The sequence below is a fragment of the Paracoccus zhouxuedongae genome, assembly GCF_041927815.1.
Taxonomy (GTDB): domain Bacteria; phylum Pseudomonadota; class Alphaproteobacteria; order Rhodobacterales; family Rhodobacteraceae; genus Paracoccus.
Genome location: NZ_JBHFHM010000012.1, coordinates 1 through 22,759, shown reverse-complemented (window position 1 = coordinate 22,759; position 22,759 = coordinate 1). Strand labels below are relative to the sequence as shown.

Here is a 22,759-nt window from a genome sequence, read left to right as displayed (position 1 = left end):
CGGAGGTGGCTTCCCTGGCTTTCGGAACGGAATCCACCTCGGCAGCGGGTCTGTCACATAAGTCTTTGAACCTGAGTCAGAATTTCGGGCGCGCGGACGAAGGTGGCTTCCAGGTGGATTCCCCGGCGAAATGGCCAGACGCTGGAATACTGCCGCGCTCAGCCCCCCCGTATACCGATCGCGCCTGGGAGGAACCATGGGAGGGGGGGCGCATCCCGGCCCAATGCGGACACTTGAAGTCATTGGTCGATGCTGCACTGCAGCCCCTTGAAGCGGGCATTGGTGTCGGGCAGGCGCAAAAAGGTCAGGACAGCTTTGCCATTATCGCTTACCTTGGGTTAGGCGCCTTCTCGGGGCCCTGAGGATCGTTGCGGAATGAAAGATGATTGAACGTATTCAGCTTCTTAGAAATATTGGCCAGTTTGATAATGTCAGCCCCCTGCCGCAGACGGCCCTGACCCCGTTCTCCTTGGTCTATGGGGAAAACGGTCGGGGTAAGACGACTCTCGCCGCTATTCTGCGCTCTCTTGCTACGAACAATCCTGGTTTACTGACTGACCGGCACAGGCTTGGCGCGCAGCATCCGCCCCATGTGGTTATCGGTCATGCAGGCGGGCAATGCGTCTTTCAGAACGGCGCTTGGACACAGCCGCGGCCGCAAGTTGCCGTCTTCGATGACGCCTTTGTCTCTGCGAACGTCTGTTCCGGCATCGAGCTACAGACGTCACATCGCCAGAACCTGCACGAGTTAATTCTGGGGGCGCAGGGCGTAGCGCTGAACGACGCGCTTCAGGGCCATGTCACACGCATCGAAGAGCACAATACTAGGCTCCGTGAGTTGGCCGACGCGATACCTGCGAATGCGCGAGGCCCGTACAAGGTCGATATCTACTGTAGTCTTGAGCAAGACCCGGCCATCGACGCGAAGATTCAGGACGCAGAGCGCCGACTTGCTGCCGCTCGCTCCGCCGACACGATACGCCAGCGACCGGGTTTTCAGGAATTCGGACTGCCGGACTTTGATCTTGATGCGATAGACTCAGTTTTGGATCGCAGTTTGGCCGAGCTTGAAGCCGCTGCCGCTGGCCGAGTTCGCGCGCACATTGCGAGGCTCGGGCGTGGCGGTGAGGCGTGGGTCTCAGACGGCATGACCCGCATCGAACCGGTCTCCGAGGGGCATGACGGCGAGATTTGTCCGTTCTGTGCTCAGGACCTCGGCGGCTCTGAGTTGATCGGTCACTACCGCGCCTATTTCAGCCAAGCCTATGAAGATCTTAAGCTTGCAATCAGGCAGACCGGCGTTGCGATACGCGATATGCATGCCGGAGACATTCCGTCTGCCTTCGAGCGCGACATTCGAACCGCAGTTCAGGCGCACGAATTCTGGAAGGACTTTGCCGAACTGCCGGAAATCGAGGTCGATACCGCCGCTATCGCACGTCAGTGGAACGCTGCTCGCGAGGGTGTGCTCGAACGGCTACGCGCCAAGGCCGCTGCGCCTCTGGATCGCATGGTACTATCACCCGAGGTTCGGCAGGCCGTAATGGACTATCGTGCGCGCATTGCCGAAGTCGCCGATCTGTCCGAGCGCCTAGGTGCCGTCAACGCGCGGCTTGATGTCGTGAAGGAACAGGCGCAAGCCGATGATCTCGCCGCCCTGACCGATGACCTTACGAAGTTGAAGGCGCAGAAGGCCCGCTTCGATCCCGCCGTCGTGCCGCACTGCGATGCCTACACGGCAGAAAAGACCGCCAAAGCGGCAACGGAAACTCTCCGTACCCAAGCCCGCGCCGCACTCGACCAGTATCGCGAACAGATTTTTCCTGCCTATGAGATAACGATCAACGAATACCTGCGGCGCCTCGCGGCATCCTTTCGTTTGGGGGAAGTCCAGTCCGTCAACAACCGCTCCGGCTCATCCGCGTCTTACTGCGTCGTCATCAACCAGCAAAACGTCAACGTGACGTCAGACGTGGGCCCGTCTTTCCGAAACACCCTGAGCGCCGGTGACAGGAACACGTTAGCACTGGCTTTCTTCTTTGCATCGCTAGACCAGGACCCCGACCTCGCGAACAAGATTGTCGTCATTGACGATCCCATGACCAGTCTCGACGAACACCGCACCCTGCGGACGCGCGAAGAGATTATGGCGCTGCGCGCAAGAGTGCGGCAGGTCATCGTCCTTTCTCATTCGAAGCCGTTTCTATGCAACCTGTGGGAACAGTCTGACCGGAACGTTTCGACAGCGCTGCGCATCAACCGGGCCGCCGTCGGTTCGGAGATTACCGTTTGGGACGTTCGGAACGACAGTATTTCAGAACATGACAAGCGACATGAACTCGTCAGAGGCTATTTGCAGGCAGCAGATCCCGACAAGGAACGTCAGGTTGCGGCAGCGCTTCGGCCAATTCTGGAAGCCTTTATGCGCGTTGCGTATCCCGAGTATTTCCCGCCGGGAACGCTTCTCGGTCCCTTCCTCGGATTGTGCGATCAGCGCGTAGGGCGGCACAACGAGATATTGTCGGCGGGCGACATTGCGGAGCTGAGAGCCTTGCTCGGGTATGCGAACCTTTTCCACCACGATACTAACGCCGCTTGGCAGACGGCTGCGATTAATGACGCCGAACTGGCTGATTTCGCAGAGCGAACACTTCTTTTTGCCTCGCGGCGTTGAACTGCCGCGCGTCAGCTAGCGAAGGCCATGTATAAGTGCTCTCCCGGCATCCGCGCCAGATGTGCTTGCGCGCGCAGAGATTGGCGGATTCCCGCCCATTGGGTTCGCGACTTCCATCAGCGCGCCACCTCCGAAAGGATTGCCTCTGCCTGCGCGAGAACACCCTGAACTGCCGCGTCCTCGAGATCCGGTGGATAGCCGTACTTGCGCAGGATCCGCTTCACCAGCACGCGAAGGCGAGCGCGGGCACTGTCCCGGTGCGCCCAGTCGACACTGACATTCGCCTGGAGCCCCTTGAGCAGTTCGTGGGCAATGACCTTGAGTTGGTCGTTGCCCAGAACCTCGACGGCGCTCTCATTTTCAGCGAGCGCGTCGTAGAAGGCCACTTCCTCTGGTGAAAGGCCGGTTTCCTCGCCCCGGTTCCGTGCCTCGCGAACGTCCTTCGCCAGCGCGATCAACTCCTGCAGCACCTCGACCGTACTGATCGCGTTGGTGTGATAGCGGGCGATGGCCTCTTCGAGGCGCTCCGAGAACTTCCGTGTCTCTATGACGTTCGACCGGCTTCGTGACCTGATCTCGTCGTTCAGGAGCTTGCGCAGAGCCTCGAGGGCGAGGTTCTTTTTCTCCATCTGTCCGACCTCGGCCAGGAACTCGTCGGACAGGATCGAGATATCCGGCGAAGACAGACCCGCGGCTGAGAGAATGTCGACGATCTCGGTCGAGGCGACGGCGTCGTTGACGATCTGCCGGATCGCCAGGTCGCGCTCGGCGGCCGACCTGCCGCTGGTGTCGGCGGCCTTGACCATTGCGGCACGGACCGTCTGGAAGAACCCCACCTCGTCGCGCACCTCGCGGGCGGCGTCGCTGGCCGAGCTGAGCGCGAAGGCCTTCGACAAGGCGAGAACCGCATCCTGGAAGCGCCGATGGGCGGCCTTCTTCGCCTCCTTGTCGGTTTCGCGCTGGGCAGCCTCGTTTTGCCGCGCGAGAATCCAGTCCAGCGCCGCCGCGAGGGTGACCAGGCGTTCGTGCGGTGTGCCAGTGATGCCGAGATCATAGTCGAAGCCGTGGAACATGGCGCGCACAACGTCGAGCCGTTCCAGAAGCGCAGCCACCGCCTCGGCCTCGTCGATCCCGGCCTGGCGCTGATCTGCCGCCGAATACTGGCCCAGCGCGGATTTCAGGTTCTGGGCGATGCCGATGTAATCGACGATTAACCCGGCCGGCTTGTCGCGGAACACCCGGTTCACCCGGGCGATCGCCTGCATCAGCCCATGCCCGCGCATCGGCTTGTCGACATACATCGTGTGCATCGAGGGCGCATCGAAGCCGGTCAGCCACATGTCGCGGACAATCACCAGTTTCAGCGGGTCCTTCGGGTCCTTCGCGCGTTTGGCCAGCAGGTCACGCCGCGCCTTGCCGCCGATATGGGGCTGCCAGGCTTCCGGGTCCGAGGCCGCGCCGGTCATCACGATCTTCACCAGCCCGGCGTTGTCGTCGTCGGAATGCCACGCCGGCCGAAGGTCGATGATCTGGTTGTAGAGCTCCACGCAGATGCGGCGGCTCATGCAGACGACCATTGCCTTGCCGTCCATCGCCTGCACTCGTGCCTCGAAATGGACGACCAGGTCCTCGGCGACCATCCGCAGTCGCTTTTCGGACCCGACCAGCGCCTCGACGGTCGACCACTTGCGCTTCAGTCGTTCCTGTTCACCGACGGCCTCATCCTCGGTAAGCGCCTCGATCTCGGCATCGACCCTGGGCTTCTCGTCCTCGGGAAGTTCGATACGGGCAAGTCGGCTCTCGTAGTAGATCGGCACCGTCGCCCCGTCCTCGACGGCGCGGCTGATGTCGTAGATGTCGATGTAGTGGCCGAAGACGGCGGGGGTGTTGACGTCGTCCTTCTCGATGGGTGTGCCGGTGAAGCCGATGAAGGACGCATTCGGCAGCGCATCGCGAAGGTGCTTGGCAAAGCCATAGGCGATGTCGCCGGTCTTCTCGATCCGGGCCTTGAACCCGTACTGGCTGCGGTGCGCCTCATCGGCGATCACCACAACGTTGCGGCGGTCGGTCAGCATCGGATAGGCTTCGCCCTTCTCGGGGGCGAACTTCTGGATCGTCGTGAACACCACCCCGCCCGAGGCCCGGGCCAGCGCGCGCTGCAGGTCCTCGCGGCTGTCGGCCTGCACCGGGGTCTGGCGGATCAGGTCGCGGCACATGGCGAAGGTGGCGAACAGCTGGTCGTCCAGGTCGTTGCGGTCGGTAATCACCACGATGGTGGGGTTCTCCATCGCTGGCTCGCGCACCAACTGCCCGGCATAGAAGGCCATGAGCAGGCTCTTGCCCGAGCCTTGCGTGTGCCAGATCACCCCGGCCTTGCGGTCGCCGTCGCCACGGCTGGCCTCGACCGTGCTGGCCACCGCGCGCTTGACGGCATGGAACTGGTGATAGCCCGCGATGATCTTGGCGATCCCGCTTGGGGTGTCGCCGAACACCGTGAAATCCTGCATCAGCGACAGCAGCCGCCCGCGCTGAAACACCCCTTCAATCAGCACCGACATTTCCGGCGCGCCTTTGGGGGCTACGTCTACGCCATCAGTCGTACGCCAGGGCATGAAGCGTTCCGGATCGGCGGTCAGCGAGCCCACGCGCGCCATGATGCCGTCGGTCGTGACCAGCACGGCGTTGGTGCGGAACAGCGACGGGATTTGCGCCTTGTAGGTCTGCAGCTGGTTGAAGGCCGCGGTCAGCGAGGCCGCCTCGGCCCCCGGCTTCTTCACCTCGATCACGCCCACCGGCAGGCCGTTCAGGAACACCACCACATCCGGGCGGCGCTTATTGCCGTTCTCTGTCACGGTGAACTGGGCGATGGCGAGCCAGTCGTTCAGCCGGTCCTCGGGGTCCAGCAGGCGCACGGCATCGCCCCGGATCGTGCCATCCTCGGCCCGAAACTCGACCGGCACGCCCTCGACAAGGGCGCGGTGCAGGCGGCGGTTTTCCTCGATCAGCGAGGGGCGGTCGGCCGCCACCACCCGGCGGATCGCATCCTCGCGGGCATCCTCGGGGATGTGGGGGTTCAGCCGGGCGACGGCCTCGCGCAGGCGGCGCGGCAGGATCGTGTCGGAATAGGCGTCGCGTTCTGGTGCGCTGCCATCGGGGCCCGAAACCGTGTCGTTGAGGCAGGTGTAGCCCAGTCGCTCGAGGTGATCGAGCAGGACAGCTTCGACTTCGGCTTCGGTCAATGTGGTCATGCGCGCATTGGCCTCGTGACCTGTGCCAACGTTGCCAGAACCCGATCCAGATCCGCCATGTTGCGCAACGCGAAACACACGAGGTCGGCCTTCCCGAGTTGCATCATGTCCTCAAGCGCCGAGTGCCGCCCATACTGCTTCTCGCCCGTCTTGCCGACGGTCTGGTACAGCTTTGATGCGGGCGATGGGGTGAACGGAATGCTGCCATCAAGAAGGTCTCTCACGAAGTCCTGTCTGACCCAGAGGTTGGCGGGGGACTTGTCGCCCTTCTCGAACATCAGCTCAACCAGCGCGCCGTCGTAGGATCGCATCGAATAGCGGTTCGCGTAGCTCTTCTGGTGGCCCTTGGAATGCTCCTTCGCCTCGCGGTCGAGCCGCATGACGATGGCTCGTTTCAGGTTCGTCAGATCGATTTCGGGTATGCTCATGCGGTTTGACCTCAAATGTGGGAGGAGCAGCCAATACTTGGCTTGGCTATTCAGAGTATGTCGGACGAAAGGGCTTTGTGTCTTTCCCGTTCTGCTTCGATCTCTTTTCGATTTTCCTGAAGTTTGATTTCGGGGTTCCATTCGCCGAACGTGCGCCTGGGCAGATCGTGTGTGTCGCGCAGGATACGGGCGAGCCTTGCAGCTTCCAGTCCAAGCAGCGCGTACCTGTATCGCCTTGTCTCGAAATACTCGTCGTAGTCAGGGGGCGATGAGAAATCGGCCGCTGCATTGATCGCCTGCCGGGCGTCGTGCAGCTTGTTGTCGAGCGAGAGAAGATCATAGGCCATCTGGTGATCGATGCTGCGCCAGTCCACATCTTCGGGAAAGTCGATCGGCGACGGATCCTTGGTGGTGGCGGTCGCTTCTTCGCGAAATCCCTCAAGATGCCCGTTGTCGAGAGAGACGATCGCACATTCGTCAACGAACCTGTCCAGCGTGATCACGACGCGGATGGCAAGGTATCTCGCGCGTTTTCTACCGTCGACCTTCCCAGCCAGCCATTCCCTTAGAACGACGATCCCCGAACCTACAATGGCACCCACCAGGGCAGCAACTGCCTCGCTCATCATGCCACCTCGCCAACAAGGCGCTCGGCCTCAGCCAGCCGCAGCTCGCCCAACATCAGGCGCGGCAGCAGGAGGTCGCGGGTCTGGGCGAGGGTGCGGGATTCGCGTTCGTTCTTGGCGATGCGCTCGTAAAGCGGCTTTGCGATGGCATCGAAGGCACGCAGCACTGCCTCTGTCGGAACGACGACAGGGAGCGGGCGGAAGTTGCTTTTGCTGATCTCCTGGAAGGTCGAGCCGTTCGCTTTGGCGAGGATCGCTGCCATGTTTTCCAGCGTCCAGAGCCAGGCAAAGACGTTGGACACTCGCTTGTCGCAGATCATGCCGATGAAGCCCTGGTTGATCGCCACCGGCACCTCAGCGATGGCGAGATAGCCGATGGGTGCGCGGGACGACAACAGCAGCGACCCCACGGGCAGCAGACCCGAGCTGATCTTCGCGAGGCCCGCCGCGGTGATCGAACGAGTGGTTTCAAGCAGGACAGGGGCTGAGAGAGTGGACAGGTCCTTCGGCGTGGCCCAGTTGATGCCTCCGTCCCAGAAATCCGGTTCTTTGGTGCTCGGGGTCGATCCGCCGACGACGCGCACCTCGTCGCCGACGGTCGACACCTCCCACCCCTCCGGCTTGCCCTCGGCGTCGAGGCGGTCGGGGAAGAGGGACCAGAGGTCGGGCGAGAGGTAGGGTTCGCGGCCTTCCATCTTGGCGCGGGTGGGGCCGAAATCGACGAACCAGTCGCGGAACAGCGCCCGCGCCATGGCCTCGAGCGTGGCGTTCATCTTCCGGTTCAACTCGATCTTGTCATCCAGCGCCCCAAGGGTGGCGGCGATAGCGCGTTGTTCGGAGAGGGGAAGGTCGGGAATTGGCAAACTGTTCAGCTTGTCCGTCGGGAGGACGCCAGTGCCATGTCCTGCGGCCTCAACGGCATCCAAGAGTTCAGGAATCTTCGCAAGCAAAGCGTATTGGAGAAATCGCCCATCAACTGCGGCGACTGGCGTGATCGCCTTTATGTCCTGATTGAAGGCCATTTTGCGCTTGGGCCTGACAACCCGGATCTCGTTGTGGAGAGACATACCCCTAACGGCTATGAACAGGCTGTCCTCGGATGCCTCCCGAGTTCCGTTTCCGATGGCAGCGCGTGTGACACTGTCCTTCGTGTTTCCGTCAAACCGGGACATGTCTTTCGGTGTGAGCCAAGCAATTGGCCCCCCCCAAAAGGATGGATTGGACTTGGAGGGTGTCCCACCGGACGCAAGCCGGGCGCACTCGCTAAGCGGTTTTGTTGGAAATGCCATTTCTATATCGCCAAGTCCAACAGCCGCGCCCGGATGGTCGCCGTCAATTCCTCGGCTTCGGCGAACTGCGCCTCCAGTTGCTCTTGAAGCGCGGCGAAGCGTTCAGCAAAGGACGTCTCGTCCTCCTCCGCCGCCTCGGCCCCCACATAGCGGCCTGGGGTCAGGACGTGGCCGTGGGACCGGATTTCCTCAAGGCTTGCCGATTTGCAAAAGCCCGGCACGTCGGCGTAGCCCTCGCCCAACCGCCACGCGTGGTAGGTGTCGGCAATGCGGGCGGTGTCGGCGTCGGAAAACTCGCGCCGCGTGCGGTCCACCATGAAGCCCAGCTTGCGGGCGTCGATGAACAGCACCTCGCCCCGCCGGTCGCGCAGCTTGCGGTCCCGCGCGATGCCGTTGGATTTATCCTTCGCCAGAAACCACAGGCAGGCCGGGATCTGGGTGGAATAGAACAGCTGCCCCGGCAGGGCGATCATGCAATCGACCACCTCGCCCTCGATCATGGCGCGGCGCATCTCGCCCTCGCCCGACTGGGTCGAGGACATCGAGCCGTTGGCCAGCACCACCCCCGCCGTGCCGGTGGGCGACAGGTGGTGCAGGATGTGCTGCAGCCAGGCGAAGTTGGCGTTGCCCGCCGGCGGGATGCCATATTTCCAGCGCCCATCCTCGCGCAGGCGCTCCCCGCCCCAGTCCGAGATGTTGAAGGGCGGGTTGGCCAGGATCACATCGGCGCGCAGGTCGGGCAGTTCGTTCTTGTGAAACGTGCCTTCGGAGTTCCACTTGATGTCGGCGTCGATGCCACGCACGGCCAAGTTCATCTTGCATAGCCGCCAGGTGGTGTAGTTGGACTCCTGCCCGTATATGGCGATGTCGCCCAGACGGCCGCCGTGCGCCTCGACGAACTTCTCCGACTGCACGAACATGCCGCCCGACCCGCAGCAGGGGTCGTAGACGCGGCCTTTGTAGGGCTCCAGCATCTCGACCATCACGCGGACGACCGAGCGGGGGGTGTAGAACTCGCCGCCGCGCTTGCCCTCGCTGCCCGCGAACTGGCCGAGGAAGTATTCATAGACCCGGCCCAGCAGGTCGCGCGCGCGGTCCTTGCCCTCGCCCAGCGCGATGCCCGAGATCAGGTCGATGAGTTCCCCCAACATGACAGCGTTCAGGGCCGGGCGGCCGTAGTCCTTGGGCAGGACGCCCTTGAGGGACGGGTTGACCTTCTCGATGGCGATCATCGCCTCGTCGATCAGCTTGCCGATGGTCGGCTGCTTGGCGCTGGCCTGCAGATGGGACCAGCGCGCCTCGGGCGGGACCCAGAAGATGTTGTCGGCGAGGTATTCGTCGGGGTCCTCGGCGCCCTCGGGGTAGTCGGCCAGCAGCGCCTGGCGTTTCATCTCGAACCCGTCCGAGATGTGCTTGAGGAAGATCAGGCCGAGGGCGACGTGCTTGTAATCCGACGGCTCCATGTTGCCACGCAGCTTGTCGGCGGCCTTGAAGAGGCTGGCCTCGATCCCGAGGTCGGAGCCGTTGTCGATGGATGCCATGGGGTATTCGCCTCTTCCTGCCGTTGACCCGACCGTATTCCAGCCGGATCAGGAAATCCAGAAATTCGCGCGCCAAATGAACGGGTTGCGGAGCGTGTTCAATGTGCGCTCAGATCACTGCCATCACCTCTCCCGTTTCCAGCCGCTTGACGAAATCGACGGTGGTTCCGTTCCAGTGATATGCGAAATGCCCACCCTGTGTGGGGATCGGGACCACATCGGGCCAGAACACGGCGATGCACTGCCCGCCCGAATAGCGGACGCTGTGCCAGGTGATGCCGTTCGACCCGGCCGCGCGGCGCTCGGCGCCGAAGATCTGCGAGGGGCGGTAGTCGTCGGGGTCCAGCAGATCTGCGCGTCCGGTGGCGTCATCCAGATCGGCATCGACGGACCCGATCAGTTCTCGGAACTGCGACGTCCAGCCTGGGGCTTCGTTCGTGGCGCGCATGAAGCGGGCGTGGTGGTGGATGGTCTCGGCGATCGCCACCTCGGTTCGGTCGCCGGCGTAGTACAGGCCGTAGCTGCCATCGGAGAACCGCCCGGGCCGAAGGGGCGAGCAGTGGACGAAGGGCGCCATGACCCAACTGGCACCGGGGCCTGTTACCCGGCGCGCGACCGGAACCTTGGACAGATCGCCGATGCTGTCTCGGATGCGCGGGTTGAACTTGGCCTCGGCCGAGGCCAGCGCCTCCCAATCGGCCGGATCGGCGATGTCCTCGAAGAGGTCGATGGGCGGGTGGATCGAGCGGATGATGCGGGAAGTGCGCGGCCATGTCACGCGTCGGACAGGCACATTCACCAGGCGCCCCGCTCGGCGTCGAGATAGGCGCGCAGGTCGATCAGGTCGGTGATCTCGCCACACAGCATGATGTCCAGTGCACTGCGTCCCCCGAAGGCCTCGCTGGGCTTGCGGATCCATTCATAGCCGCGCGTGGGCTCGGCAAATAGATAACGCAGTGCCTTGTGGATCCCCATCAGGATCGCCATGCGCGCCCGCAGGTCGCGGTCGATGCGGCCGATGTCGCCGGTCTTCCAGCGTGCCCATGTGCGCTGGGCCATGTCGCCGAGCAGGGTGCGGGCTTCCGCGTCGGTCAACCCCCAGGCGCGGAACAGGTTGACGGTGGCCCGCGCCAGCGCTGCCGCTTCCTCGTCCGTGATGACGGGAAGGTCGGGGCGAGCGATGATCGGCTGGACCGTGGCAAACTGCATGGCTGTCTCCTTTGGCATCAATATAAATATTGTGTGCCAAAAGGCAATGATGTTTTCCTACCTGAGCGCACGCTCCCGCGTCCAGGGCTGTGACACCGGCAGCGCCGATGTAACCTCCACCTCCCGCAGCATCCCGCCCTCGATAAGCCCGTCCCGGATCCAGCCCAGCGCCAGCCACCAGTCGCCATAGGCGCGACGGGCCGCCTCGATCTGGTGGGGATGCGGGGAGAAAGTCACCGGACAGGCCAGAACCTCGACGGTGCGCCACTTCCCACGGGTGAGGATGCGTGTGGTGCCGACAACGATCGTGCTGGCCCGTTCGCCATGCTGGTTGCGCTTCACGTCGACCGGCACGCAGCGCGGCACCGAACCCGGCATCCAGTCCGGTGTCAGACCGGCGCGGGCCAGCTCCGCCACCCGAATCGCCATGCGCTTGCCGCCGAGACTGTCGGGCATCCCGGCGACGGTGGCCGCGATCACCTCGGCGTCCTCGTGGGTATAGCCGCCGATCTTGTGCTGGCCGCCATCGACCTTGCAGCCCAGCGCGGCACGCTGGAGGAGGACGTGTTCCAGGCCGAAACCGAACCCCTCCTCGTTGACGTCCCGGGGCAGAGGCAGCTCCAGCTGGGCCTTCTCGACCCGGAACGCCCATTCCAGCGCCGCCTGCACGCCCAGCGCGCGTTTGACCTTGGTGCCGCCCGCGCGGCCGACTTGCCTCTGGAAACTCATGGCTTCAATCCTTCAAGGAAATCCATCTGCGCCGGGCGCTGGGCCTGATCTGATGGCCGCCAGATCCACGGGCCCGAGGCCATGGGCAGCTGCGAGAGAGCGCCACGCATGTGCTGCTGCCAGAGGGTGAACTCCGTTGCCGAGCAGGCGCAGAGCGCGTGCCCGATGGGCCAACCCATCAGCCATCCGACGAAGAGCGGGTTCAGCCGTCGCCGCGACCGGCCCTTCAGGATCCTCCGCGAGACGACGCGCCCATGCGAGGCAGTCATCGAAGCCCAGAGCCGGCGCGAGATCGGGGCGTGCGGCGAGGATCGCGCGCCATGCATCGTGATCGCCGGGTCCGGGCGGGTGAAGCCCTGCTCCGCCCGGTAGTGCAGGATGTCCATCCGGGACTTGCCGTCCGCCCGTGTGACGCTGGCTTCCGAGCTGCCCTTCCAGTTCTGTGCGGCCGGGGTCGGCCATTGCGCCGCCTGCGCGGGCAGGGGCGGGGTGCCGCCCGAGCCGTAGCTCTGACCCGGCCCGCCCTTTGAGCCGTCCGTCGCCTTCGGCGTCGACCAGCTGGTGATGCCCAACGCCAGCGCTTCGGCCTTGCGGGTGAAGTCGCTGTTCCCCGCCGGGTTGTAGCGGGCCGTGCCGGGATGCAGGCTCATCGGTGTGGGCCAGGATGAAGATCCGCAGCCGCTGGTGCGGCGCGCCGACCTCTGCCGCGCTGAACAGGCCCGCCGCAGGCGTGTAGCCCATGCCCCAAAGCTCTCGCAGGACGGTCTCGAGGCCGAGGGTGACGTGGCCGGGGACGTTCTCGAGGAAGACCCATTCGGGGCGGCATTCGCCGATGATCCGGGCGACGTAAGGCCAGAGGTGGCGCGGATCGTCGGCGCCACCGCGCTTTCCGGCTGCGCTGAAGGGCTGGCAGGGGTATCCGGCGAGGACGGTGTCAAACACCCCGCGGAATGGCCGGGCGTCGAAGCTGCGCAAGTCAGTCCAGATCGGGGCCGGGGCGAAGTATCCCGCGCGCTGGGCCGAGATGAGGACGGTGCGCGGCCAGTCCTCCCATTCGACAAAGGCGCGGGTGTGATAGCCGGGTTCGGCGAGCATGAGGCCCATATCCAGGCCTCCGCCGCCGGCGCAGAGGGAGAGGCCGTGCCGGGGACGTGACACCATGCCATTCACCGCACCCCGCGCTCGCGCAGGCGCTCGGCCGTCACCAGCCCGCGGGTCAGCATCGCGTCGCGCATGGTGTTGCTGATCGTGCTGGGCGGCAGGAACCGGTCGGAGTTCACCAGATCGGCGTAGAAGGCCGCCAGCTCGTCGTCGCTGGGCCGCGGACCGTCGTAGCGCTTCCGGCGTCGGGTCTCGCCGTTGCCGTTTGCTGAGCCCTTTGCCGGAACCGGCGCGCCGGTCTGCTTCAGGCGCTGGGCGGCGCGCTGCATCGCGCGGTCAAGCGCCTTGGGGCCATCAGGGGGCTCCGGATGGTCGCGCCGCGAGGCCTCGGCGACTTCGAGGATCGCCTCCTCGTCGAGACCCAGATCGTCGCGCCAGCGCCGGACATGCTCGCGCGGCGGCCAGCCCTGCCACCAGCCGGGCAGGGCGGCGGGGTCCACGCCCAGCGCTGAAAGCAGTTCCCCGAAAAACTCCTCGGAGATGGCCTCGCGCGCCTGCGCGCCCTCCTCCTCCTTTACTGGTTTACTTAGAGGTTCCCTTACAGGGTTAGTGTCCGGATTCCGGACACGGGCTTGGGCATTTTCCGGACACGGGTCAGCGGCAAAACCGGACACGGCTCGGTCGCCACACCCGTGTCCGGTTTCCGGACACGGCTCGGGCTCGGCGGCCACCTCATCCTCGAAAGGCGCTGGTTCTGCACCGGTTTCGCCGCCGTCCAGGTTTCCATGTCCGGTTTCCGGACTCGGGTCTGGCACATGCGGTGTGAAGCCCGGTTCGAACCCCAGAATGTAGCGCGTCGGCATCTGCCGCCTGGTGACGGGATGCAGGCGCGGGACACGGCGCAGGAGCCCTGCTGCCTCGAGCTGGCCGAGATGTTCGTTCAGGGTCGACCGGCTGATCTCGCAGTCCTCGGCCAGCCTGTCCTGTGAGGGGAAGCAGCCGTAATCCGGGTTGAACCGGTCGCAGAGATGCCAGAGCGCGATCTTGGTGGTCGGCTTCAGCCCGCGCTGCTTGATCGCCCAGTTGGTGGCCTCGTGGCTCATGGCGCTGGCCTCCGAACCGGGGCCGCGACACGCGTGGTGAACCCATGGTCCGCCAGCGCGCCCAGCGCGTCATCGAGCGAGCGCACCAGCGCCCAGCCATGACCCTGTGCCAGCACCGCATCGCGAAACGCCTCCTGATCCGGGCTGAGCTGGCCCTTGCTGGACTTCAGCTCGAGGAACAGAATGCGCCCGTCGCAGAGAACCATCAGATCGGCAAAGCCGGGACGGACGCCCATGCCGACCAGGATCGCCTGGCGTTTCGCGCCGCGTGGTCCGGGCTCGGTCACCTCGTTGGCGCAATGGTGGATGATGGCCGAGCGGGGCAGGGCGAAGCGCAGGGCCTGCACCACCGCGCGCTGCAGATCGGCCTCGGGTGTGCCACGGCGCTTCATCGGCGCACCTGCGGGGCATCATCGTGATCGGTGCGCTGGGCGCGGCGATGCAGGGCCGGACAGCGCGCCTCGATCGCGTACAGGAGGGCGCGGGCATCGCGCCGCTCCTGCTCGGTCTCGCCATGCGTGGTCAGCACGTTGCAGGCGAGCCGGACGAGATGATCGGAATGATGTGCGACATCGGCGATGACGGCGCGGGCCTCGAGCACCCGGGCCTTGGGCCATGGAAGCGATGCGGGTCTCATCACCGATGCCCCCGCCCGCGCGCCTGCTTGGCGGCCTCTTGTGCTGCGAGCCAGTCCTGCACCGCCGTGCGGCGGTAATAGACCCGGCGTCCGGCGCGGACGCAGACCGGGCCGATGCGACGGTCTTCCCAGCGGCGCAAGGTGTCCTCGGTCAGGCCCAGTTCGCGGGCCAGCTCGCCCCGGCTGATCCATCCCGCCAGGATCGCCCCCGGCGTGTCCTGGCGGGGGCTGGAGGTCACGGCTTCCGTCTGTCTCATGTCTGCTCTCCCGAGTGTCGCCCGATGCGGGCAGGTGTCGGGAACCATCAGGGACAGACGGGCGGGGGTGGCAGGAAGGCAGTGACCGGCAGTCACCGGCACTGGATTTGCGAGGGCCGTGCCACCCCTTGTTTCATTGGGTTTTCGCGATTAACGGGGCCTCGCGTGCTGCGCTGCAGCGAAGCATTCAGCCTCTCTCCGGGGTTGCCCGAACCGACGGCGGGGAGGGTGGAGGGCCCGGCCAATGCCGCAACCCCCCGAAATTCAGGAGGCTTGGAGGGTTTCGGGGGGGATTTCGGGGGGTGGCAGGGTGGCACTGACCGGCAGTCACCGGCAGCGAGGTCGTCAGATCGCTGCCGGTCACTGATTTCATTCCGAAATGCCCGGAATCCGTTCGTGAGACCCCATCGTGGGTGGATGCCGGTGCCCGGAAGTGACGCCCAGCGCTGGCCTCCAACCTGGGCGCAGCACCTCAATCCTCAGCAAATCATGGGGTGGCACGGGCTCGGCAGCGTCACTGCCGGTGACTGCCGGTCGCTGCCTCGACGCCACCGCACCGGCCATGATTGCCTTGCTATCGCTTTGAATTCACGCGTCATGGAGATGAAAAGGGGGCCATTGCCGATGCCGAACCGCGAACGTCTGACGGAGAAGATCCTGCGCGATGCCGTGCCGGTGCCGGGGCGGGACTACCAGATCTTCGATGCCGACATTCGCGGCTTTGCCGCCTGCATCTATCGCGGTGGCGGGCGCGCCTTCACCTTCGACTACCGCGTCGACGGGCGCCAGCGCCGGATGACCTTCGCCCGCTGGCCGGAATGGTCGGTCACCGCGGCGCGCGAGCGCGCCAGGGAACTGCGCCGCATGGTCGATGCCGGAGGCGATCCGCTGGGCGAGCGTTCCCGGCGACGCGAGGCGCCCCGGTTTCAGGATCTGATCGACCGCTACATGAAGGAATACGCCCCGCGGCTCGCGCCCGTGAGCGCGGCCGATCAGAAATCCATGATGGTCAAGCTTGTCGCGCCGCACTGGGGGCGGAAGCTCGTGACCGAGATCACCAAGCCCGATGTCGAGAAGCTGCTGGCGAAGATCGCCGAGGGGCGGGCGCGACCGCACAAGGCAAAGCCCAACAATCGCGCCCGCAAGCTGCAAGGCCCGAAGCCCACGCCGGTGCGCGCCAACCGCGTGGGCGAGGTGCTGCGCAAGATGTTCAACCTCGCCATCGAATGGGGCTGGCGCACGGACAACCCGGCGAACGGCTTCTTCCGCCGGATCGAGAACCCACGTGAGCGCTTCCTGTCGAAGGACGAGATCGACCGGCTGGCCAGGGCGCTGGACGCGGCCGAGGATCAGCGCGCGGCAGGCATCATCCGCATCTGCATGCTGACCGGCGCCCGGGTGGGCGAGGTCCGACAGGCCCGGTTCGAGCAGTTCGATCTGGAGCACTGCCTTTGGTCGAAACCGGCGGCCACCACCAAGCAGCGCCGTGTGCACCGCGTGCCGATTTCCGAGGATGTGGCGGCCATCGTGCGCCAGCGGCGGCTGCTGGTGCCGAAGGGCAGCCCCTGGCTGTTCCCCGGCGATGTGCCGGGCCAGCCCGTCAAGGAGATCCGCCGCTTCTGGATCCGGATCCAGAAGGAGGCGCAGATCGAGGGCGTCCGCATTCACGACCTGCGACACACCTTCGCCTCGCTGCTCGTCAGCGGCGGCGCCTCGCTCGAGATGATCGGCAAGCTGCTGGGGCACACCCAGATGCAGACGACCCAGCGCTATGCCCATCTCATGGAGGGACCGCTCCGCGCCGGGGTCGATGCGGTGGCCAGTGTGTTCCGCCCCAAGCCGACGCTGGTCCATGATCGGGATGGGCAGGGGGATCGTGACGGCGACCGCAAGTCTGCATGACGGGCGCCGCCAACGTCCGTGCCGTCAGGCGCTCCGGCGGAGCTGCGACAGTGTCTTCCAGACCGCGCTGATGCGGCGTCGGATCGACCTCTCGTCCGGGAACTGGCCGTCGGCCGACTGCTCGGCGAACCACGCCTGCATGTCCGCGATCAGCTCCGACTGGCTGGCGGGCAGGCCCTTCTCGTGGATCCTCACGATCAGCGCGCTCGTCATGCCCTCCCAGTCGTATGGTGAAGTCGAGCCTGAGCCGCCGGCGATGCGCCGCATCAGCTCGTGGTCGTCCTCGAACTTCTGCACCTGCTGGCCGGTAATCAGCAGATCCGCGATCGAGACCTCGACACCGACCGCGGGGTCGGTGATCAGCGACCAGTCGGTCGAGCCATGGCCCGGACGCGACGGACGAACGCCGACTGGGGTCCGGTCCCGCAGCGGCGAAACATCGGCAGGATGTCGAAAGCCGAAACAACGACCTCGCCCGCGATGATGTCGCCTCCGCAGGTCACGGGTGGGATGCCGGTCACGATGTCCAGGCGACCCTTCGACGACCAGCCTGCGAGATCGGCGATGCTGCAGCCCCAGCGTGCGGCGACTTCATGAATCGTATAGTATTCCCTTTGCGGTAACCTCATGTTCCACTTCCCCAATTTTCAACCCGTGCCAGAGCACGCCATATCTGGCGCGCGGCTTGGCGCGGTGACTGATGTTGTTCGCGGGTATCAACGCAGAGCGACTCGCGCTCTGGTTTAGCCGCCAGTCTGTCGAAGAGTCGCGGCGAGAACAAGACATGAACATCTTCGAGCTGACGTTCTGAACGATCCGTTACCGATTCTCCAGCCAGCGGCGGGGAAGCAGCCTTTCAGAAGCGGGGTGGCGAGAAGGGTTCGGAAGCGGTCATCACGAAGATGCGCCCCGGGCCAAGAGAGGTGGATGGCAGCTGAGCGCTGTCTTCTGCTTTCTGTGGTGCCAACGAGGGCGAAGGAAAGTGAAACAAAGACAGTGGCCTGGAAGGCTCTCCATGGGCCGGTCAAAGCAGATGAGGTAAATATGGTGAAACGTGAAGCCACGCCATTGACATGATCGGCTTGCGGGCTCATATACGTGTAACAACAAGGATGAATTCACGGAGAATGCCTCATGCGCAAGGTCGTCAGAGAGTATCAGCAGCTTTGCTGTGCTGAAGGTGTTGACTTGCTCGGCATCGAGCCGCGCGGCCGTCACTACGCTCTTCCTTTCGAGAGAGGGTTCCTCATCGCGGCCGCCACCCCCTCCGATCACCGCGCGCGCCATAACCTTCGCGCCATGATCCGCCGCTTGCACGCTTGAAGGACAAGACCATGAACATGCCCGCCCTCACCCCTGAGATGATGACGGCCGATGATCGCCGCGAGACCTGGTTTCAGCGCGAGCTGGCCGGCTACTTCAGTAGCGAAAACGCCGATTACAAGGAGAACTGGGACTATGGTCCTGAGATTCTCGCCCTTCTGGCCTCGCGTTTCCGCGCGATCGAGATGATCCTCGGCGCCGAGGAAGTCGCGCCGCATCTGTTTGCAATGCTGCACGGCCCCGATGTCGAGGGTGAGGCCTGGCGCGAGGCGTTCGAAACCTATGACCCGGTTCTGACGCCGCACTGGACGGGCACGAAGCTGATTGACAACGCGGGCATCTACGGCCTGTACGGTGTGCTTCCTGCAGACGTCCCGTTCGATGCCCGCAAGCCCTGGGTTGATGCGCTGGCTCAGCAGCTTGACCAGTTTCGGCAGGTGGCTAACCCGGAACCGCAGGGCGTGATCGCCCGGATCATCAATCTCGCCCTCTCGCGCCACGCCATCGACACCGGTGCGGGCGAGGTCGACCTGCAGTCGCTCGCCCTGTTCGGTGGCGTCACCGAAGGCCGGATCCGGAACATCCTCTCCAGCGGGGATGGCGGTCTGGAAAAGGTCGGCCAGCGGGTGACGGCCGTCAGCGCAGCCGCGTGGCTGAAGGGTCGGAAGGAATTCTTTGCCTCGATCTGGCAGCAGCCCGATGAGGTGGTGCCCGAAGCGCCGAGCCCGGATTTCTCGGACGAGGTGGTCTTCGTCCCCGTCGCCGCAGACGGTAGCCACTTCCATCCCGGTCTCGCGCGCGGCGGCAAGTTCATGATCGGCGCCAAGGGCGAGGAGGTTCAGTATCCGTCCTTCGACGAGGCGCTGTCTGCCCTGCAGAAGATGGCCACGCCGCGCTGGCGCCGTCCGAATGAGGCGGGCAACTGGGGCATTGTCTCGGGGCGCGACTGGAAGCGTATCGAGCGCCGCCAGCTGATGTCGATGTGATCCGGAGTATGATGATGCGTTTCTCTGCCGAAGACCTTTTGTCCGCCCTTCTGGAAGCGACGCCCCGCCCGACCGCTCAGGCGCCGCGCGATGCCAGCGGCCTGTACGGCCTCGTCGATCACCATGGTGATCTTCGCTACATCGGCTCGACCAGTTCCGCCGCTGAGACCCTTTACAAGCGGATCCACCAGCGCCATCGCACCGGATCCGAGAACACGAGCCACTACTTCTCGGCCATGTACAACACCGGCCGGATGTGGCGCGACCGGAAGGATGCGCTGACCAAGGCGGATGGCGACATCGCCAAGGCGTTGCGGAACGAGTTCGTCGTCGATCACTGCCGCGCGGTCTGGCTTCCCTTGCCCGACACGGAGGACATCGCCCGGCTGGAGGCCGAGGTGCTTTGCCTCGCGCCCGACGACGCCATCGCGTGGAATCGGCGCCGGATGCAAGCCTATGACGAGCCAGTCGATCTGGTCGAGGCTACGCTGCGCCGCCTTGGCTGGGGTGCCCGCGAAAAGGCGGCCATCGAACGGCAGCGTCTCCGTTTTCTGACCTCGACTTCGGGTTCCATCACGGTGCGGACACCGAAGGCCATGCCGAAGCGTCAGGTCCGTGTCACGCCCTTTCCCAAGGGCGCGTTTCGCTTCTTCGCACTGGATGTCGAGACCGCGAACCATGACCGTGGCAGCATCTGCCAGATCGGTGTCGCCTGTGTGCGCCCCGACAATTCCATCGAGACCTGGGTGACCTATGTCGATCCGCAGGTGGATCGCTGGGTGTTCACGTATCTCCATGGAATCAGTGCCCGCACGGTGCAGGGCGCCCCGACCTTTGCCGAGGTGCTGCCGGTCCTGCGGGATGCGCTGAACGGCGCGACGGTCTATCAGCACTCCGGCTTTGACCGCAGCGCCATTGCCGCCGCCTGTGGCAACTGCGGCCTGCCCGTCCCGGCGTGGGACTGGCGCGACAGCGTCCATGTCGCCCGCGCTGCCTGGCCCGAGTTGCGGGGCAACGGCGGCCATGGCCTTGCGAGCCTCAAGCAGCACCTTGGCCTTGTGTTCGACCATCACGACGCAGGCGAAGATGCCCGCGCAGCGGCAGAGGTTGTCCTGCGCGCCGAGGGCGTTCAGCCTGTTCGCAAGCGGCCTCCGGTTCCGACGGGCCGGATTGCGATTGTGGACGACGAGGATTTTGACCTGATCGAGGATGCCGGCGACACCGTGATGGTTGTCCGCGAACCGGTGGCCGCACCAATGCTTCCAAATGCCATCCCGCGCCAGCACGCTGCGCGCCACATCGGCACGACCGAAATCACGCAGGGCAACATCGACAACAACCACATCTACCTCAGGAGCTTCTTTGAGAAGTTCCCGGCTGATGCGATCGGCGGATCGAACCGTGCTTCGGCCGCCCAGCGTGAAATTGCCGTCGATTGGGGCGGTGGTACTGTGGTCATGACCGACCTCGATGGTGCCAAGCGGTTCTTCCGCAAGCGTGGCTGGATCCGGGAGTTTTTCGAGCGGCATGGTGCGCGCGCCGGAGATATGGTGACGGTCGAGGAAGTGGCACCCTACAGCTATCGTGTGGCGCTCCAGCAGCGTTTTTCCTAGGAATGGATGCCAGGCTGCGGGATTCCGGCCCGAGGCGGAATCCTGCGGCTATGTTCCAGGTAATCACGTGAGTGAGGGGCGATGGCTGAACGCAATGACATTTCCGGCCTTCTGGCCTTTATCGGCCGGGAAGGCGACTGGCGCGACCGGCTGCAGGATGTAGTCGCCGAACACCTGATGCCCGCGCTGGAGGAATTCGAGATCGACCATGACGGCTTGACCGATCTGCTGGGCGATCAGTGGGCTGGCGTCCTCTGGGGTTGCGGGTTCGAGGACTTCCTTGGCCAGCGGTATGAGGACGGCAACATCGTCGATCTCTATCTGAAGCGGCGCGGCTGGAAGGAGACAGCCTTGAACCGGGCCTATTTCAGCGCGCTACGGGATGCGCCCGTCAGTCTATACGAAGTCAGCGATGTCCAGCCCGGCACGTCGATGGTGCTGCGCGATATGTTGTCGGATGCCCCACCAGTCACTGTGCGCGAGAAATCCGCCACGCGCACGCTGAAGCAATGGGACCGTATTGCCGTGCGGGTGGTGCCCGAACGCGATCACCATGTCATCTCCGGCGCGCTGTTACCCTTCCGCCCCGAAGCGGTGGATTTCCTGTTTGCCGGGTTGCGAGATGCCCTGAAGCTGAAGAAGCGGGATGCGCTGCGGCTCACTCGCGACCAGCTTCTGGGCTGCGCGCCCATCTTCACCTCCGCCTGGCTATTCATCGAGATCGACCGCGCCCTCACTTCGTCTGAGCCGCAGTTCACGAATTCGGACGGGGATGATGTGCTGTTCCACGACCTGCGCTACTCGCTTGCCAGCGGCGTCACGCAGAAGGCGGCGGCCGAGCGGCTTGACCGGGTGAAGGGCTTCCTGCCCGAGGGGCCGAAGTTCTGGAACTGGCTGGCAGCACGCAAGGGGCGCGGTGGCAAGGCAGGCAGCGGCATCATGCTCGACACGCAGATGGAGGGGGCCACCGTTCTGGGCTCTGTGGAGCTGAAGGGCAAGATGCTGCTCGTGACCGTCAACTCGGCCGAGCGGGCGGCCAAGGTCCAGACGTTGATCAGCGCGGCCGCCGGGGATCTGCTGAAGGCACCGTTGACCACGATCCGGACGGTGGAGCAGATGCGGGCTGACCAACGGCGTGCCGGGCCACGCGAGTCGGCCGACGATGTCCCGTCAGAAATCGCTCGCCACCTCATGCGGGATCACCTCGACAAGCACTACCGCGAAACGCTCGATGCGCCGATCCCGGCGCTCGGCGGCAAGTCACCGCGCCAGGCTGTCCGGACGACGGCGGGGCGTGAGAAGGTTATCGACTGGCTGAAGTACCTCGAAAACCGCAGTGCTGGGCGTGGGGAGGGTCCGATTGCCGAGTATGATTTCTCCTGGATGTGGGCCGAGCTCGGGCTGGAGAGCTTCCGGAGGTGATCTCTCGGTGCTGGAGGAGCGATGATAACGGAGCAGCAGCGGTGCCGGGCTACATCAACACCACATCAACCCGCGAAAGCACGTTTCGCCCTGGTTTTGCAGGCGAATCCGTGCGAGTGCTGATGTATGTGGGGATGAAAATCGAGCCAGAACAAAGGCTTGCGGCGCAAGCAATTGGTTTTCCTAAGTTATTGGAATCGCTCGACTTTGGGCTCATAACCTGAAGGTCGCAGGTTCAAATCCTGCCCCCGCAACCAAATTACTTCGCGTTTCCAAACGCTTAAGCGCCGCCCTCCAGGGCGGCGTTTGTGTTTGCGCCCACCGTGGAAGCACTGTGGAAGCAAGAGGGCGCGAAGTCCTTCATATCGCTTCGTAAATCGGTGTCTTCGATGTCCTTTGCTTCCAGTTCCGCTCGATAGGGATCATCGCATCGATTCCGGCCGGAATCCCGCTGCCAAAGGCGAACTCTCGAACGTCGACCGCGACGACATCCAGTACCGGCCGCTCTTCGGTCATGAGCACGAACTCGGTGATCCCGATGGACAAACGCAAGGACGCTCAGTGCGCTCTAGGGTCAGGACCCATTGATCTTCCGGATGCGGCCTGATTCACGCTCCGCAAGGAGACTGGATCATGAGCAACCTTTTCTGGCTGACCGAGGCGCAGATGGC

The 22,759-nt window shown here is 64.4% G+C and carries 23 protein-coding genes and 1 pseudogene; 7 read left to right on the top strand and 17 right to left on the bottom strand.

Annotation, left to right across the window (positions count from 1 at the left end):
- The first annotated feature begins 382 nt into the window (after positions 1-382).
- Positions 383-2,674: an AAA family ATPase gene (locus ACEYYA_RS12930; protein WP_374801299.1), complete on the top strand. Its 2,292-nt coding sequence runs from the start codon at positions 383-385 to the stop codon at positions 2,672-2,674.
- A gap of 116 nt (positions 2,675-2,790) precedes the next feature.
- Here the strand turns inward: ACEYYA_RS12930 and ACEYYA_RS12925 are convergent, their stop codons facing one another.
- The 14 genes and pseudogenes from ACEYYA_RS12925 to ACEYYA_RS12860 all read right to left on the bottom strand — a co-directional run bounded on the left by ACEYYA_RS12925 (position 2,791) and on the right by ACEYYA_RS12860 (position 14,842).
- Positions 2,791-5,922 (bottom strand): type I restriction endonuclease subunit R, encoded by a 3,132-nt coding sequence (locus ACEYYA_RS12925; RefSeq protein WP_374801297.1) that lies wholly within the window; start codon positions 5,920-5,922, stop codon positions 2,791-2,793.
- Positions 5,919-6,350 carry a hypothetical protein gene (locus tag ACEYYA_RS12920; protein ID WP_374801296.1) on the bottom strand — a complete coding sequence of 144 codons (432 nt, stop codon included), beginning with the start codon at positions 6,348-6,350 and terminating at the stop codon, positions 5,919-5,921. The genes ACEYYA_RS12925 and ACEYYA_RS12920 overlap by 4 nt, the downstream gene beginning before the upstream one ends.
- A 50-nt stretch (positions 6,351-6,400) precedes the next feature.
- Complete coding sequence (locus ACEYYA_RS12915) at positions 6,401-6,976, bottom strand: hypothetical protein (protein ID WP_374801294.1); 576 nt, start codon at positions 6,974-6,976, stop codon at positions 6,401-6,403.
- Entirely contained in the window at positions 6,976-8,265 is a 1,290-nt protein-coding gene (locus ACEYYA_RS12910; RefSeq protein WP_374801292.1) for a restriction endonuclease subunit S, read from the bottom strand. The genes ACEYYA_RS12915 and ACEYYA_RS12910 overlap by 1 nt, the downstream gene beginning before the upstream one ends.
- A 2-nt stretch (positions 8,266-8,267) precedes the next feature.
- Positions 8,268-9,806, bottom strand: a complete 1,539-nt coding sequence (locus ACEYYA_RS12905; RefSeq protein ID WP_374801290.1) for a class I SAM-dependent DNA methyltransferase — start codon at positions 9,804-9,806, stop codon at positions 8,268-8,270.
- Positions 9,807-9,915: 109 nt separating this feature from the next.
- On the bottom strand, positions 9,916-10,599 hold the full coding sequence (locus ACEYYA_RS12900; protein WP_374801366.1) for an RES family NAD+ phosphorylase: 684 nt from the start codon (positions 10,597-10,599) through the stop codon (positions 9,916-9,918).
- A gap of 2 nt (positions 10,600-10,601) precedes the next feature.
- A complete protein-coding gene (locus tag ACEYYA_RS12895) occupies positions 10,602-11,015 on the bottom strand; it encodes an MbcA/ParS/Xre antitoxin family protein (RefSeq protein ID WP_374801288.1) in 414 nt (137 codons plus the stop codon).
- Positions 11,016-11,072: 57 nt separating this feature from the next.
- Positions 11,073-11,744, bottom strand: coding sequence for a hypothetical protein (locus ACEYYA_RS12890; RefSeq protein ID WP_374801286.1), 672 nt, complete (start codon positions 11,742-11,744; stop codon positions 11,073-11,075).
- On the bottom strand, positions 11,741-12,394 hold the full coding sequence (locus ACEYYA_RS12885; protein WP_374801284.1) for a DNA methyltransferase: 654 nt from the start codon (positions 12,392-12,394) through the stop codon (positions 11,741-11,743). Before ACEYYA_RS12885 ends, ACEYYA_RS12890 begins: the two co-directional genes overlap by 4 nt.
- A gap of 55 nt (positions 12,395-12,449) precedes the next feature.
- Positions 12,450-12,839: pseudogene (locus ACEYYA_RS12880) on the bottom strand (DNA cytosine methyltransferase); the annotation flags it as partial.
- A gap of 71 nt (positions 12,840-12,910) precedes the next feature.
- Positions 12,911-13,948, bottom strand: a complete 1,038-nt coding sequence (locus ACEYYA_RS12875) for a helix-turn-helix domain-containing protein (RefSeq protein WP_374801282.1) — start codon at positions 13,946-13,948, stop codon at positions 12,911-12,913.
- Complete coding sequence (locus ACEYYA_RS12870) at positions 13,945-14,340, bottom strand: VRR-NUC domain-containing protein (RefSeq protein WP_374801280.1); 396 nt, start codon at positions 14,338-14,340, stop codon at positions 13,945-13,947. Before ACEYYA_RS12870 ends, ACEYYA_RS12875 begins: the two co-directional genes overlap by 4 nt.
- Positions 14,337-14,585 carry a hypothetical protein gene (locus tag ACEYYA_RS12865; protein WP_374801278.1) on the bottom strand — a complete coding sequence of 83 codons (249 nt, stop codon included), beginning with the start codon at positions 14,583-14,585 and terminating at the stop codon, positions 14,337-14,339. Before ACEYYA_RS12865 ends, ACEYYA_RS12870 begins: the two co-directional genes overlap by 4 nt.
- Positions 14,585-14,842, bottom strand: coding sequence for a helix-turn-helix transcriptional regulator (locus ACEYYA_RS12860; protein ID WP_374801276.1), 258 nt, complete (start codon positions 14,840-14,842; stop codon positions 14,585-14,587). The genes ACEYYA_RS12865 and ACEYYA_RS12860 overlap by 1 nt, the downstream gene beginning before the upstream one ends.
- A 624-nt stretch (positions 14,843-15,466) precedes the next feature.
- Between ACEYYA_RS12860 and ACEYYA_RS12855 the strand changes: the two genes are divergently transcribed.
- Positions 15,467-16,744, top strand: a complete 1,278-nt coding sequence (locus tag ACEYYA_RS12855; RefSeq protein WP_374801274.1) for a tyrosine-type recombinase/integrase — start codon at positions 15,467-15,469, stop codon at positions 16,742-16,744.
- Positions 16,745-16,768: 24 nt separating this feature from the next.
- On the opposite strand, the gene ACEYYA_RS12850 is transcribed toward ACEYYA_RS12855, so the two are convergent.
- Both ACEYYA_RS12850 and ACEYYA_RS12845 read right to left on the bottom strand, forming a co-directional pair.
- Positions 16,769-17,041, bottom strand: coding sequence for a hypothetical protein (locus ACEYYA_RS12850; protein ID WP_374801272.1), 273 nt, complete (start codon positions 17,039-17,041; stop codon positions 16,769-16,771).
- Between the two features lie 62 nt (positions 17,042-17,103).
- Positions 17,104-17,373: a hypothetical protein gene (locus tag ACEYYA_RS12845; protein ID WP_374801270.1), complete on the bottom strand. Its 270-nt coding sequence runs from the start codon at positions 17,371-17,373 to the stop codon at positions 17,104-17,106.
- Between the two features lie 505 nt (positions 17,374-17,878).
- Between ACEYYA_RS12845 and ACEYYA_RS12840 the strand changes: the two genes are divergently transcribed.
- The 5 genes from ACEYYA_RS12840 (at position 17,879) to ACEYYA_RS12820 (ending at position 22,312) form a co-directional block, all read left to right on the top strand.
- Positions 17,879-18,067 (top strand): hypothetical protein, encoded by a 189-nt coding sequence (locus tag ACEYYA_RS12840; RefSeq protein ID WP_374801268.1) that lies wholly within the window; start codon positions 17,879-17,881, stop codon positions 18,065-18,067.
- 11 nt (positions 18,068-18,078) lie between these two features.
- Positions 18,079-19,053, top strand: a complete 975-nt coding sequence (locus ACEYYA_RS12835) for a hypothetical protein (RefSeq protein ID WP_374801266.1) — start codon at positions 18,079-18,081, stop codon at positions 19,051-19,053.
- 8 nt (positions 19,054-19,061) lie between these two features.
- The gene (locus ACEYYA_RS12830; RefSeq protein WP_374801264.1) at positions 19,062-20,666 is read left to right on the top strand and encodes a 3'-5' exonuclease; all 1,605 of its coding nucleotides are present in this window, start codon (positions 19,062-19,064) and stop codon (positions 20,664-20,666) included.
- 81 nt (positions 20,667-20,747) lie between these two features.
- Positions 20,748-22,088 (top strand): hypothetical protein, encoded by a 1,341-nt coding sequence (locus tag ACEYYA_RS12825; RefSeq protein ID WP_374801262.1) that lies wholly within the window; start codon positions 20,748-20,750, stop codon positions 22,086-22,088.
- Between the two features lie 41 nt (positions 22,089-22,129).
- Positions 22,130-22,312, top strand: coding sequence for a hypothetical protein (locus ACEYYA_RS12820; RefSeq protein ID WP_374801260.1), 183 nt, complete (start codon positions 22,130-22,132; stop codon positions 22,310-22,312).
- 136 nt (positions 22,313-22,448) lie between these two features.
- Here the strand turns inward: ACEYYA_RS12820 and ACEYYA_RS12815 are convergent, their stop codons facing one another.
- Positions 22,449-22,640: a hypothetical protein gene (locus tag ACEYYA_RS12815; RefSeq protein ID WP_374801258.1), complete on the bottom strand. Its 192-nt coding sequence runs from the start codon at positions 22,638-22,640 to the stop codon at positions 22,449-22,451.
- Positions 22,641-22,759 lie beyond the last annotated feature (119 nt).